Below are 13,081 nucleotides of genomic sequence, written 5' to 3' on the forward strand. Positions count from 1 at the left end.
CGTCGTGGAATTACCTTCCAGGAAATCGCCGAGGCTATGGCAATGCGAAGCAGGCAGGCTGCTGAGCAGCGATTCATTCGATTGGTCGGGGGGAGTGGGCCGGCGGAACAAGCCCAGATGAATCGTCGCCGACGAGAACGATTTGGGTATGAGATTGACGCTCAGGGCAGACATGAAGATCACATGTGGAACTTGGGGGCGGAATTTCGGTCCCTAGCCCTTGAGTCTCTCCTGCCGGATGAGATCGCGACAGAGGAGGAGCGTCCCTGAGCTGCCCAGCTCCCATGCCGACCTGATGAAACACGAAAAGCGCTCCGGCTATCGCCGTCATCTGTTCGGGCGATGCGAATTTAGAGCATGCCACAAGGAACGCTGCTTGGGCCGCAATCCGCACACTCCCGGCCCGCCCGAGACGTTTTGCCCATTCTTGAACATTCCTGCACACCAGCACATTTCCCCGCTTCGGCGACGATTTAAGTTCCCGTGCAGAAAGAATGCCACTCAACAGAGTGGTCGACCTCGGTCGAAAAATGGTTATCCTGTGCCATACCAACCCATCGCCGCGAAGACATGCAGGTGGCGGCCGCAGTGATCTCAGCGAGAACCGCCCTAACCGTCAACGAATGATTGACTGCGTCGATGCAGCTGGACCGTGCCGCGGAGGCCAGGGGGCCTGGTGATATCGGAGTCTCCCAAGCAGCTTCCTCAGGACCTGTGGGCTGTGCCATGTCTGGCTGTGCACCCCTGCCGTGCTTGTATCTGCCTTCAGTCGCAGGTTCGTAGGTCGCGGCCCATTCGCGGACGGGAAAGAGTGCCGAAGGTGTCAGTGCGCTTCCGACCTGCTGAAACGGGCGCCGTGCACAGGGCCTCCGGAGCCGTGTGCGGAGAAGCCCCCGGGCGTTGACCCGGGGGCTTCGTGTCGTTTGGGGCGTGGCTGCTATCCGAAGGCCGCCGCCGGAAGGTGTGGACCCTCTTCCTCTGTGGGGGGTCGGAGGGATCGGGCATCGGCAAGCGATGACCAGGTCAGAGGTCATCAGCTGGATAGTGCCCCAGGGCGGCTCAAGAACCAGGGGAAGAAGTAGCCTGCCGAAGCTGTCCGTGCCGGCGTCTATAGTCCGGGCATGTTTCCGCAGCCAGTTGAGGGGGCCGTGGGCCCCTACGACGCGGGGTATTTCCCTCGCGTGGAGATGCGCATGCATCCGGCCGACGAGGCCATCACCGAGGCCGTCGCCAAGCTGGGCGGTGCCCCCCTGTGGCTGGAGGAGCCCTGCTGGCCTCTGAACCCCCGCACAGGTGAGCCGCTCGACTTCATCGGGCAGATTCCGGTCCCCGTCGAGCCCGGCGACGAGCTCCGCATGGCGTATCTGTTTCTGTCGTACGAGGACTACGAGACCGGTGGCATGGATCCTGAGGACGGAGAGTCCGTGCTGCTCATCCAGCCCGGCGGGCGGATACCCGGATTCGCCACCATCGGGCCGGTCGGGACCAGGGGACGTTCACTCTTCGAGTTCGACGCCGAAGACGAGCAGGTGCCGGTGGAGTTCCGGATCGAGATGCGGTCGGTCTCCGAGGAGCAGGAGCGGTACCTGGAGAGGAACGGGTGCTTCGATGTGGACAACTACATCGGAGGGCGAGCGAACTACCGGATGTGGGCCGGCGTCGAGGCGCCGTGGCGGTTCTTCTTCGCCTTGGCCTGTACCGGCGACACAGGGCCGTACTTCCTCAACTTCGGTCACGGCGCCGGGTATGCCTACCTCAGTCCTGACGGTCTGGAAGGGCGCTTTGGCTGGGACGCGGCCTAGTGCCGGCGGTGGCGCATCAGGGCGGGGCGCACTGACGCTCGACGGCAGTCCGCGACCGTGCCACATTCGTGCCAGATCGAGCGGGGAGCCACGGGGAACGAGGGGCGTTGACGGGTCCTGGGCCGTTGATAAGCTCCTCGATCATCAGCGCGTGTCAGGTGCATTGCCACCCTCCCGCTCTTGTAAAGCGGGGGTCGTCGGTTCGAACCCGACAGGGGGCTCGTCGGCAGAGGGCCGGCCCGGGGGTGTCTCCCCGGGCCGGCTCTTTCGCGTGGTCACATCTTGGGGAGGGGCGTCATGGCTGTGGGGATCGTGTTGCTGGTGTTGGGGGTCGGTGCCGTGGGCTGGGGGGCCATGTTCCTCTTCAACCTGCGTGGTGCGGCGGACAAGGCGACGGCTCGTCGCAACGCCGTGCGTGCGGTGACCGCGGCGCGGGTCATGGACCTGAGCCTCACGGAGCCGTCCCGGTTCGGTGCCTGGTTCTTCCGGCTCCTGGGCGGCATCGCGCTGCCCGGGGGGCTGTTCCTCGGTTTCATCGGGCTGGCGTTGACGCTCTCGGAGTGAGCGGGGTCCGGGGGAGGCCGGTCGGGGAGGGCCCCGGCCGGCCTTCGGCGTGTCAGGGCTGGGTGTCCAGGTCCGATTCGATGCGGGTGACCAGGTCCGTGAGGGTGGCCGCGAAGAGGTCCATGACGGTGAGGGGGACGCCGAAGCGGGACTTCAGGCGGGCTGCGGTCTTCATGGCCAGGAGGGAGTCGCCGCCCAGGTCGAAGAAGTTCTCGTCCAGGTCCGGGGCGTCGATGCCCAGGAGGGTGGCCACCACTTCCGATACCTCCGCAGCGACCTGGGAGGCGTGGTCGTGGAGCTGGGGGGTGTGCGCGGGGGGCGTGGGGAGGGCGGGTTTGTCGATCTTGCCGCTGGGGGTGCGGGGGAGGGCCGGAAGGGGGGCCCAGCGGGTGGGGATCAGGTGGGCGGGGAGGTGGGTGGCCAGGGACGCGCGGAGCGCCGTGGTGTTCGCGTGGGACGGGGTGACGTAGGCCGTCAGGAGGTCGTCGCGGACGACCACCACCGCCTCGTCGACCTCGGGGTGCGCCACGATCGCCGCCTCCACCTCGTGCGGTTCGATCCGGTAGCCGCGGACCTTCAGCTGGTCGTCCGAGCGGCCCGCGTACTCCAGGATGCCGTCGGCGCGGAAGCGCGCCACGTCGCCGGTGCGGTACATGCGGGCGCCCGGCTCGGACGCGTACGGGTCGGGGAGGAAGCGTTCCGCCGTCTGCCGGGGGGCGGCGCGGTAGCCGCGGGTCACCTGGGTGCCGCCGATCCACAGGTCGCCGAACACGCCGACCGGGACCGGGCGCAGGGTCGCGTCCAGGACGCGGGCGGTCGTGTTCGCCACGGGGACGCCGACGGGGATCACCTCGTCGGGGACGTCGCCGGCCCGGATCGCGTGCCAGGTGCAGCCGACGGTCGTCTCCGTCGGGCCGTACTCGTTGATGACGCGTGTCGACGGGGCGTGGGTCTTCCACGGGGTGAGCATGTGGCCGTGGAGTTGTTCGCCGCCGATGACCAGGTGGTCCGCCGCCGTGGCGAACTCCCGCGGGGTCAGGGCCTGGTCGAGGAGCGCCAGGTGGGACGGGGTCAGTTTCAGGAGGCCGAAGCCGCCCCGGGCCGCGGACGCCACCAGGTTCTCCGCGCTGCGTTCCTTCGCCCCGCACGTCACCGGTTCGCCCGCCGCCCACACCGGGAACACCGAGGTCACCGGCAGGTCGAACGCCATCGACGAGTACAGCGGTGCGCCCGCGCCGCGTGTCGAGCGGTAGGCGTCCCGCGCCCACGTCACGTAGTTGACGATGTTGCGGTGCTCCACCTGCACGCCCTTCGGCAGGCCCGTCGAGCCCGAGGTGAAGATGACGTAGGCGAGGGTCGTGGGGGGCAGGTTCAACTGGAGGTTGGTCGCGGGGAGTTCGTGCATGCCGTCCGGGGTCGGTGACAGCGTGGGGGTGTCCGGGAGCGGGTGCTCCGACACCGCCAGGTGGGCCCCCGCCGCCTTCAGGAGTGCCGCGTGGCGGGGGGCCGGGTCCGCGGGGTCCAGGGGGAGGTAGGCCGCGCCCGCCTTGAGGATCGCCAGGAGGGTGGTCAGCAGGGGCGGGCCGCTGCGGAGGGCCACGCCGACCACGTCCTCCGGGCGGACGCCCCGGGCGATCAGGTGCCGGGCCAGGCGGTTCGCGTCGGCGTTGAGCTCGGCGAAGGTGAGGGTGCGGCCGTCCGCGTCGACCACCGCCGGCGCGTTCGGACGGGTGCGGGCCACCCGCTCGATCAGCTCGTGCAGCAGCGTGGCCTCGGGGGGTGCGGTCGGGCCCGTCGCGTAGGACGCCAGGGCCGTCCGCTCCGGGGCGGGGAGCAGGTCCAGGGCGGCCAGCGGGGTGTGCGGGGCAGTCGTCGCCGCCGTGAGGAGGGTGCGGAAGCGGGCGGTGAGGCGGTCCGCCGTCGCCCGGTCGTACAGCGCCGTCGCGTACTCCAGCTCGCCCGTCACCGTCCCGTCCGGCCGGCGGACCAGGTCCAGGGTCAGGTCGAACTTCGCGGTGCGGCGCGGTACGGGGAGGGGTTCGGCCGTCGTGCCCGCGACCCGGAACGGCGTGCGGGGGGCCGGGGTGTAGGTGAAGGAGGTGTCGAAGAGGGGGTTCTCCGTGAGGGAGCGGTCCGGGGACAGCCGGTCCACCACCCGGTCGAACGGCACGTCCTGGTGGTCCACCGCGTCGAGGACGGCCGCCCTCGTCCGGGACAGGAACTCGGTGAAGGGCGGGTTGCCCGTCGTGCGCGTGCGGATGGGGAGCTGGTTGGCGAAGTAGCCGATCGTGTCGGCCAGGGCGGGGGTCGGGCGGGCCGCCGCCGGCGTGCCCACGACGACGTCGGCGCCGGGGGCGTGGCGGGACAACAGGGCCTGGAACGCCGCCAGGTAGACCGTGAAGGGGGTCGTGCCCCGGTCCGAGCCCAGTTCCTCCACGCGGGTCACCAGGTCGGCGGGCAGGGTGAACGCGATCGCGTCGCCGTCGGCGGTCCGGGTCTTCGGGCGGGGGCGGTCCGTGGGGAGGCGGGAGCGGTCCAGACCGGTCAGGGTCCGCTGCCAGTGGTCCAGCTGGGCCTCGCCCTCGGGGGAGGCCAGCCACGTCTGCTGCCACGACGCGAACGCGCGGTAGGGGGTGGGGAGTCCGGCCGCGAGGCGGGGAGCCGACAGCTCTGCGGCCAGGATGTCCAGGGACAGGCCGTCGCAGGCCATGTGGTGGATCGACACCACCAGGGCGTGGTCGTCCTCGGCCAGGCGGACGAGCTGCGCGCGGAAGGGGAGCTCCTCCGCCAGGTCGAACGGGCGCTTCGGCTCCGCCGCCAGCAGTGCCGCGAGCGCCTCGGGGGAGTCGGCCGCGGAGAGGGTGAACGGGGCGTCCGGGACCGGGTCCAGGACCGGGGCGGGTGCGCCGTCGACCACGGGGAAGCGGGTCCGCAGGGGCTCGTGGCGGTCGAGGACGGCGCGCAGGCGGTCCCGCAGCGCCTCCACGTCGAGCGGGCCGCGCAGCCGGACCGCCCACGGTTCCACGTACGCGTCCTGCTCGGGCGCCAGCCGGTGCAGGAACCACAGGGCGCGTTGGCCGAAGGTCGTCGACGGCGGAGTCGCGGGGGCATCGGGCGCGGGGGGCACGGGCAGCGGGGTGGTCGTCCGGCGGCGGGGGAGGGCTGCCACCGCGGCGACCGTACGGGCGCGCAGCACGTCCGCCGTGGACGGAGCCGCCCCCGTCGCCTGCCGCAGCTCCGACACCAGCCGGGCCGCGGTGAGCGAGTCCACGCCCAGGGCGACCAGGTCGTCGGACGTGCCCAGGCCGTGCAGGCCGAGGGCCTCTTCGCAGACGCGGACCAGCAGGGCCTCGTCCTGTGTCGCCGGGGCCACGTACGGGGCCCGGTGGGTGGGGGAGGGGGCCGGGAGCGCGCCGCGGTCGACCTTGCCGTTGCTGTTGAGCGGGAACGTGTCCAGGAGGACGTAGTCGGACGGCAGCATGTAGTCGGGGAGCGTGGTGCGCAGGTGCGCGGTCAGGTCCTCTGCCGGGGCCGGGTCGCCGGTCAGGTACGCGACCAGCTGCTTGCCGCCCGCCGGCGTCGTCCGGGGGTGGACGACCGCCGCCCGTACCCGGGGGTGGGCCGCGAGCCGCGCCTCGATCTCGCCCAGCTCCACCCGGTGTCCGTTGATCTTCACCTGGTGGTCGGCCCGGCCGAGGATCTCCACCCGGCCGTCCGGCAGGACCCGGCCGAGGTCCCCGGTCCGGTAGCGGCGCGCGCCGCCCGGGGCCGGGACGAACGTGGCGGCCGTGAGCCCGGCCCGGCCGACGTACCCGTCCGCGAGGCCGCTGCCCTCGATGTACACCTCGCCGACCAGGCCCGGTGCGGCGGGCGCCGCGGTGGCGTCGAGGACCGTGACGCGTTCGCCCGCGAGCGGCGCCCAGTCCGTCAGCCGGCCGTCCGGGCCGAGCCGGGAGACGGCCGACCAGATGGCCGTCTCCGTCGGGCCGTACAGGTCCCACACGGGGACGCCGGTACGGGCCAGGCGCTCGGCCAGGTCCGGCGGCAGGCCCTCGCCGCCGCACCAGACGCGGAAGCCGGCGGGCGGCGCCCAGCCGGAGTCGAGGAGCAGGCGCCAGGTCGCCGGGGTCGCCTGCATGAGCGTGGCGCCGTCGGCGAGGAGTGCGGCGAGGCGGCCGGGGTCGCTCGCGTCGGCGCGGCCGGCGACCACGACCGTGCCGCCGGCGAGCAGCGGCAGGAACAGTTCGACGACCGAGATGTCGAACGCCGCCGTCGTCACCGCCACCAGCACGTCGTCCGCGTCGAGTCCGGGCCGGTCGGCCAGCGCCGCGAGGGTCGCCGTCACCGCCGCGTGGCGGACGGCGACGCCCTTGGGGCGGCCCGTGGAGCCGGACGTGTACATCAGGTAGGCCAGGCCGGAGGCCGAAGCACGGGAGGGGGCCGGGGCCGGGTGGGTGGTCGTCAGGTCGGAGAGGCGTGCGGTGCCGGTTCCGGACGGGGCCGTCGCCGCCTCGCCGGTCGCGTCGGTCACCACCAGGGCGGCGCCGGAGTCGGCGAGGACGTAGGCGATGCGGTCCGCCGGGTGGCCCGGGTCGAGGGGGAGGTAGGCGGCGCCTGCGCGCCACACGGCGAGCAGGGCGACGATCAGGTCCGCCCCGCGCTCGACGCAGACGCCGACCACGTCGCCGGGGCCGACCCCGCGCGCCGCCAGGCCCGCGGCGACGCGGGCGACCCGATCGTCCAGCGCGGCGTACGTCAGCGCCTGCGTGCGGTCGCGTACGGCGAGGGCGTCCGGGCGCCGGGCGGCGGCCTGGGCGACCCGGTCGGGTACGGGGCGGGCGTCGCTCATGCCGTCTCCTCGCTTCACTGCGCGGGTGTCGTCGCGGCGGGCGTCCACGCGGGCGGTTCGACCACTTCGAGTACGGCGCAGCCGTAGCTGAAGCCGACGCCGCTGCCGCACAGGGCGACGAGGTCGCCGGGGCGCACCGCTCCGGTCTCCAGGAGGTGGGTCAGTCCGCCGAACTGGTTCGTCGTGCCCATGTGGCCGACGGTGCGGCCCCAGTCCCAGGTGGTCCGCTCCGTGCCGATGCCGAGGCCCTTGCGGAACTCCTGGTCGACCATGTTGGCGCCGATGTTGGGGAACACCCACCGCGTCACGTCGTCGGGCGTGGCGCCCGCGTCGGCGAGGGCCTGGTCGATGGTGTCCCGCTCGGTCTCCGCCATCGAGCGGAGCATCGGGAGCAGGCGCTTGCGGTGCGCCATCAGGAAGGCGCGCCGGTCGGGGAAGTCCTTGGGGTCGGGCGGGGGCGTCGCCGTGAACCGGCCGTCGCCCTGTACCGCCGTCGACAGGAGGCGCAGCGGGCCGGGGCCGTGGTGCAGGACGAGCGCCGAGGCGCCGTCGGCGTCCACGCTGCCGGGGTCGAGGCGGTAGCGGTTCACGCCGGGGCCGCCGTGCCGGTCGGCGGTGGTGAGGAGGGCCGCCGTGCCGGGGCCGGCCGCGGTCAGGTAGGCGGCGGAGAGCTGCAGGGCGGCGAGGGCGCCGTTGCAGGACTGGCGTACGTCGACGGTGAAGGCGCCGCGCGCCAGGGTCCTGCCCTGCACGTAGGAGGCGGGGACCACGTCGTCGGGGCCCTGCGGGGTGCTGCCCGCGTGGGCGTGCAGGACGATGGCCGCCTCGTCGACCGCGGCCCGGCCGAGGGCGGCGGTGCCGGCCCGGGCGGCCAGGTCGACGGGCTCGGTGTCCTCGGCGGAGGAGACCGACACGTAGCCGTGCGCCTCGGCGAGTTCGGGGTCGTACCGTCCGTCGGCGATCGCCGTCGTGACGTCCTCGGTGCTCCCTGTCGCGAGCGCACAGGACAGCACATGGATACCGGTCCACCGCATGCTCAACCCCCAGTCTTGGCACCACGGTTGTGGACAGCGGCGCCGACTATAACCCGGCCTCCGGTGGTCGGGGGAAGAGTGTCGATCTTCGCGGACGCCGGGAGGGGTGTGGTCAACTAGGGCTCTGATATGGCCATTTGGATGCAATGGGGCTCGATCAACGGCTGAAATAGAGCGGAGTTGACCTGTTGCCTGCCGTGAGCCGCCCTCGTTACGATCTTCAGCGCTGTGCTCATGACATCTTGCAGGGGAAGGGCGCGCGTGTGCGCTGGAACGAACCGTCCAAGGGGAGCATGTGATGGATGACCAGTCGAAGGACCGGTCCGGAGCACGGCAGACCCTGAGGCAGTCGTTCGCGCCACTCTCGCTGCGCCCGTTCCGGATCCTGTGGACCGGCAACGCGATCTCCGCCATCGGCAGCAGCATGACCCGCATCGCGCTGGTCTTCTCGGTCCTGTCGATCGGCGGATCCGCCACCGACATCGGCATGGTGATGGCCGGCCAGGTGGGTGCGCAGGTCGTCTTCACCCTCGCCGGCGGCGTGTGGGCCGACCGCCTCCAGCGCCAGTTCGTGATGCTGACCGCCGACCTGATCCGCGCCGGGGCGCAGGCGGTGCTCGCGGTGCTCCTGCTGAGCGGGAACGCGCAGGTCTGGCACCTGGTCGTCGGCGGTGTCGTCTTCGGCTCCGCCCAGGCCTTCTTCGGGCCGGCGTCCAGCGGACTGATCGCCGAGATCGTGCCGCCGGAGCAGCTCCAGCGCGCCAACGCGCTCATGACCTCCTGCTTCAGCTTCTTCAGCGTGGTCAGCCCCGCCCTCGCCGGTGTCGCCATCGCGCTCGTCGGACCGGGACTCGTCCTCGCGATCGACGCGGTCACCTTCGTCGTGAACGCGATCTCGCTGGCGATGCTGAAGCTGGCCCCGCGCAAGGTGCAGGTGTCGGGCTCGTTCTGGGCGGACCTGGGGGAGGGCTGGAAGGAGCTCATCTCCCGCCGCTGGCTCTTCCTCAACATGATCGCGCACGGCTTCCAGAACCTGGCCATCGTCGCGTACTTCGTCCTCGGACCGACCATCGCGGACAAGTCGCTGGGCGGCGCCTCCTCGTGGGGTCTGATCGCCGCGGCGTACGCCGCGGGCTCGATCTCCGGCGGAGTGGTGGCGCTGCGCCTCGACCCGAAGCGCCCGCTGATCGCCGGCAACCTGGCGTTCGCGCTGACCGCGCTGCCGCTGCTCGCGCTCGCCGTGCCGATGCCGGTGTGGGCCGTGATGGCGGCGGCGTTCGTCGGCGGCACCGGCGGCATGTTCCTCGACGCCGTCTGGCGGGCCTCGCTCCAGCAGCTGATCCCCGACGAGGTTCTGTCCCGGGTCGACTCGTACGACTGGATGATCTCCACGGTGGCGGCGCCGGTCGGCCTCGCGCTCGTGGGTCCGCTCGCCGCCACCACCAGCAACACGTCGACCCTGCTGATCGCCGCCGTGGCGATCGTCCTCCCGCTCTCCGCCACCGTGCTGATCCCCGGTGTCCGCGCGGTGCGCCGGCTGCCCGACGGCCGGACCGTCGGCCCGCAGCCGCGGGGCGCGGTGCCCGAGCCGCGGCCCGAGCCCGAGCCCGTGGCGGACCGACCGTAAGGAACGAGGAACCATGGCCGACGCGCCGAGCAGATGGATTCGCCGCTACCGGACCGCGCCCGACGCCCCGGTGCAGCTGGTGTGCCTCCCGCACGCCGGCGGGGCCGCGAGCTACTACCGGCCGCTGGCCCTGCCGCTGCACCCCGAGGTCGAGGTGCTCGCGGTGCAGTACCCGGGACGCCAGGACCGGTACAACGACCCGTGCATCGACGACTTCGAGGAGCTGACCGAGCGCACGCTCGCCGCGGTGCGGCCCGCGATCGACCGGCCGGTGGCGCTGTTCGGGCACAGCATGGGCTCGCTGCTGGCCTTCGAGGTGGCCCGGCGGCTCGAAGCCGAGGGGATCGAGCCGCTCGCGCTGTTCGCCTCGGCCAAGCGGCCGCCGTCCCGGCACCACATCGAGCTGCCGCGGCAGGCGACCGACGAGGAGCTGATCTCGGAGATCGCCGCGCTGGACGGCACCGAGGAGCGGCTCCTGGTCAGCGAGGACATGCGGGTGCTGTTCCTGCCCGCGCTGCGCGCGGACTACACGGCGCTCGCGGTCTACCGGCCCACCGACGCCCGGCTCGCCTGCCCGGTGGTGGCCCTGGTCGGCGACGACGACGAGCGGGTCTCCGTGGACGACGCCGCCGCGTGGGAGAACCACACCACCGGCCCGTTCGACCTGAACGTCTTCTCCGGCGGGCACTTCTACCTCAACGACCAGTGGGAGGACGTCGCCGCCGTCATCAAGCGGCGCGCGGCCGACCTGGTGCCGCAGCAGGGCTGACCCGGGCGCACGGGCGGGTCGCCGTACGGCGGGGACGGGCGTACGGGAAGGGGGCGCGGCGCCCGAAGCGGCTGCCGCGCCCCCTTTCCGTACCGCTCAGCCCGCCCGGCCGAGCACCACCCGTACGGACTCCTCCAGGATCGCCAGCCCCTCCGCCAGCTCCGCCTCGGTGATCGTCAGCGGCGGCAGCAGCTTCACGACCTCGTCGTGCGGTCCCGCGGTCTCCACCAGCAGGCCCCGCGCGGTCGCCTCGTCGGACACCGCGTCGGCCAGGCCCGCGCCGAGGACGAGGCCGTGGATGAGGCCGCGGCCCCGGGTGGACAGGCCCGCGCCGGGGTGGGCGTTGACGATGCCCCGGAGCGCGTTCGCGACCCACTCGCCCTTGGCGCGGGTGGACTTCTCCAGGACGTCGTCGCGCCAGTAGACGCGCAGCGCCTCCGTCGCGGTGACGAACGCCGGGTTCACGCCGCGGAAGGTGCCGCTGTGCGCGCCGGGCCGCCACACGTCGAGCTCGGGGCGGACCAGGAGGAGGGTGAGGGGGAGCCCGTACCCGCCGATGGACTTCGAGAGGCAGACCAGGTCGGGTACGACGCCCGCGTCCTCGAAGCTGAAGAAGGCGCCGGTGCGGCCGCAGCCGGCCTGGATGTCGTCGACGATCAGCAGGATGCCGTGCTCCCGGCACAGCTCCGCGAGGGCCCGCAGCCACTCGCCGCTCGCCACGTTCACGCCGCCCTCGGCCTGCACCGTCTCGACGATGACCGCGGCCGGCCGGTCGAGTCCGCTGGCGGGGCCGGCGAGCATGCGGGCCAGGTGGTCGGGGCGCGGGTGCTCGTCGTAGCCGTCGAAGGGCACCGAGGTGGTGCCGGTGAGGGGCAGCCCGGCGGAGCGGCGGTGCAGGGGGTTGCCGGTGACGGTGAGCGCGCCGAGCGTGGCGCCGTGGAAGGAGTTGGTGAAGTGCACGATCTCGGTGCGGCCGGTGACCGTGCGGGCCAGCTTCATGGCGGCCTCGACGGCGTTGGCGCCGCCCGGGCCCGGGAAGAGGACCTTGTGGTCCAGGCCGCGGGGCCGCAGCACCAGCTCGTGGAGGGTCTCCAGGAGCTCGCGCCGGGCGCCGGTGAACATGTCGAGGGCCTGGGTGACGCCGTCGCTCTCGATGTAGTCGAGCAACGCCCGCTTCAGGACAGGGTTGTTGTGGCCGTAGTTCAGTGAGCCGGCGCCGGCGAAGAAGTCGAGCCAGCCGCGCCCGTCCTCGCCGTACAGGCGGCTTCCGGAGGCGCGGGAGAAGACGACCGGCCAGCGCCTGCTGTAGGACCGCACGCCGGACTCGCGCTGCTCGAAGATGTTCAAGGAAGTCCTTCCCCCGTGAAGAGAGTTCCCCGTGACGCGAGTCCTTCCCCGTGGGCGGGGACCCCCGCTAGGAGATGTACGAGTAGTACGAGCGCAGTCCCGGCATCACCAGGCCGCGCGGCAGGCCGGCGACGACCCCGAGCGCGAACAGCAGGTTGTACCGGAGGTTGGTGAGCGGCATGCCCTCGCGGACCGCCGCGATGCCGCGCAGGGCGCTGGCCCGGTCGTGCCAGTCGATGTTGAACGAGATCGACGCCTGGGGCGAGGTGACCTTGTGGAGCGTGCCGGGCGGCATGTAGAACATGTCGCCCGCCTCGACGTCGCAGGTCAGCACCGTCGCGTCCCGGAAGCGCGGGTGCCTGTCCAGGTCGGGGGCCTCGGGGTCGACCTCGGCCCAGCGCCAGTTGTACGGGTAGCACTTGTCGCGCTCGGCGTCGGCGACCATGACGAACCGCTTCGACCCCTGGATCTGGAAGAACAGGTTGTGCGTGAGCAACGTGTCGAAGTGGAGCGGGGTCTGGGCGCGCGAGGGCCCGACGAAGAACTGGGTGAACTGCCACCAGCGGTCGCGGAAGAACGGCGGGAAGAACCCGACGGGGAAGGGCCCCAGGTCGCGGCGGAGCGCCGGGATCATGGAGAGCAGGGGCACGTCGTGCAGGTAGCCGGGCGGCTCGGCGACGAGGGTGGGGTCCTCGGCGAGCCGGGCCTCCCACTCGGCGAGCTCCTTGGCGTAGTCGGCGAGCCGGACGACCGAGGTGCGCCCGGCCGAGACGGTGCCGACCTTGAGCTGCACCCGCTGGTCGGGCGCGATCGCGGCGAGGTGGGCGGCGGACCAGGTGGAGACCGCGGGCATGCCGGCGACCGCGCCGCGGATCACCACCGGCCTGCGCCCCTGGTACTCGGCGCGGAACTCGGCGGGACTCAGCGCGGTCCGCACGTCGACGGAGACGGGTCGGGCCGTTGTCGTCACTGACATCTCCTACTCGTCTTACGCGGGGCGCGGGCGTACGCGGGCAGGGACGACCGGGGGCGGCTGCGCGCGTGTCGTGGTCGTGATCGGTGGCCACCGGTCGGGCGCGGTGTCCGGCG

At 72.4% G+C, this 13,081-nt stretch carries 8 protein-coding genes; 4 read left to right on the forward strand and 4 right to left on the reverse strand.

Going from position 1 to position 13,081, the window contains the following annotated elements:
* Positions 1-1,121: 1,121 nt before the first annotated feature.
* Together OG309_RS19920 and OG309_RS19925 are read left to right on the forward strand one after the other, a co-directional pair.
* Positions 1,122-1,802: a hypothetical protein gene (locus tag OG309_RS19920; RefSeq protein WP_329422660.1), complete on the forward strand. Its 681-nt coding sequence runs from the start codon at positions 1,122-1,124 to the stop codon at positions 1,800-1,802.
* Between the two features lie 297 nt (positions 1,803-2,099).
* Positions 2,100-2,366, forward strand: a complete 267-nt coding sequence (locus OG309_RS19925; RefSeq protein ID WP_329422661.1) for a hypothetical protein — start codon at positions 2,100-2,102, stop codon at positions 2,364-2,366.
* Positions 2,367-2,418: 52 nt separating this feature from the next.
* On the opposite strand, the gene OG309_RS19930 is transcribed toward OG309_RS19925, so the two are convergent.
* Together OG309_RS19930 and OG309_RS19935 are read right to left on the reverse strand one after the other, a co-directional pair.
* Positions 2,419-7,215 (reverse strand): non-ribosomal peptide synthetase, encoded by a 4,797-nt coding sequence (locus OG309_RS19930; RefSeq protein ID WP_329422663.1) that lies wholly within the window; start codon positions 7,213-7,215, stop codon positions 2,419-2,421.
* Between the two features lie 14 nt (positions 7,216-7,229).
* Positions 7,230-8,249, reverse strand: a complete 1,020-nt coding sequence (locus OG309_RS19935) for a ketoacyl-ACP synthase III family protein (protein ID WP_329422664.1) — start codon at positions 8,247-8,249, stop codon at positions 7,230-7,232.
* Between the two features lie 298 nt (positions 8,250-8,547).
* On the opposite strand from OG309_RS19935, the gene OG309_RS19940 reads away from it, so the two are divergent.
* A complete protein-coding gene (locus OG309_RS19940) occupies positions 8,548-9,876 on the forward strand; it encodes an MFS transporter (protein ID WP_329422666.1) in 1,329 nt (442 codons plus the stop codon).
* A gap of 13 nt (positions 9,877-9,889) precedes the next feature.
* Positions 9,890-10,645 carry a thioesterase II family protein gene (locus OG309_RS19945; RefSeq protein ID WP_329422668.1) on the forward strand — a complete coding sequence of 252 codons (756 nt, stop codon included), beginning with the start codon at positions 9,890-9,892 and terminating at the stop codon, positions 10,643-10,645.
* A 96-nt stretch (positions 10,646-10,741) separates the two neighbouring features.
* Here OG309_RS19945 and ectB read toward each other — a convergent pair whose 3' ends face one another.
* A complete protein-coding gene (ectB, locus tag OG309_RS19950) occupies positions 10,742-11,992 on the reverse strand; it encodes a diaminobutyrate--2-oxoglutarate transaminase (RefSeq protein ID WP_329422670.1) in 1,251 nt (416 codons plus the stop codon).
* A 67-nt stretch (positions 11,993-12,059) separates the two neighbouring features.
* Positions 12,060-12,962: a cupin-like domain-containing protein gene (locus tag OG309_RS19955; RefSeq protein WP_329422672.1), complete on the reverse strand. Its 903-nt coding sequence runs from the start codon at positions 12,960-12,962 to the stop codon at positions 12,060-12,062.
* Between the last annotated feature and the right edge of the window lie 119 nt (positions 12,963-13,081).

The sequence above is a fragment of the Streptomyces sp. NBC_01268 genome (assembly GCF_036240795.1).
Classification (GTDB): domain Bacteria; phylum Actinomycetota; class Actinomycetes; order Streptomycetales; family Streptomycetaceae; genus Streptomyces.

Excerpts from the sequence above, each read along its gene's own strand:
- OG309_RS19920 (WP_329422660.1), top strand. The coding sequence starts at position 1,122 with ATGTTTCCGCAGCCAGTTGAGGGGGCCGTGGGCCCCTACGACGCGGGG.
- OG309_RS19925 (WP_329422661.1), top strand. The coding sequence starts at position 2,100 with ATGGCTGTGGGGATCGTGTTGCTGGTGTTGGGGGTCGGTGCCGTGGGC.
- OG309_RS19940 (WP_329422666.1), top strand. The coding sequence starts at position 8,548 with ATGGATGACCAGTCGAAGGACCGGTCCGGAGCACGGCAGACCCTGAGG.
- OG309_RS19935 (WP_329422664.1), bottom strand. The coding sequence starts at position 8,249 with ATGCGGTGGACCGGTATCCATGTGCTGTCCTGTGCGCTCGCGACAGGG.
- OG309_RS19930 (WP_329422663.1), bottom strand. The coding sequence starts at position 7,215 with ATGAGCGACGCCCGCCCCGTACCCGACCGGGTCGCCCAGGCCGCCGCC.
- OG309_RS19945 (WP_329422668.1), top strand. The coding sequence starts at position 9,890 with ATGGCCGACGCGCCGAGCAGATGGATTCGCCGCTACCGGACCGCGCCC.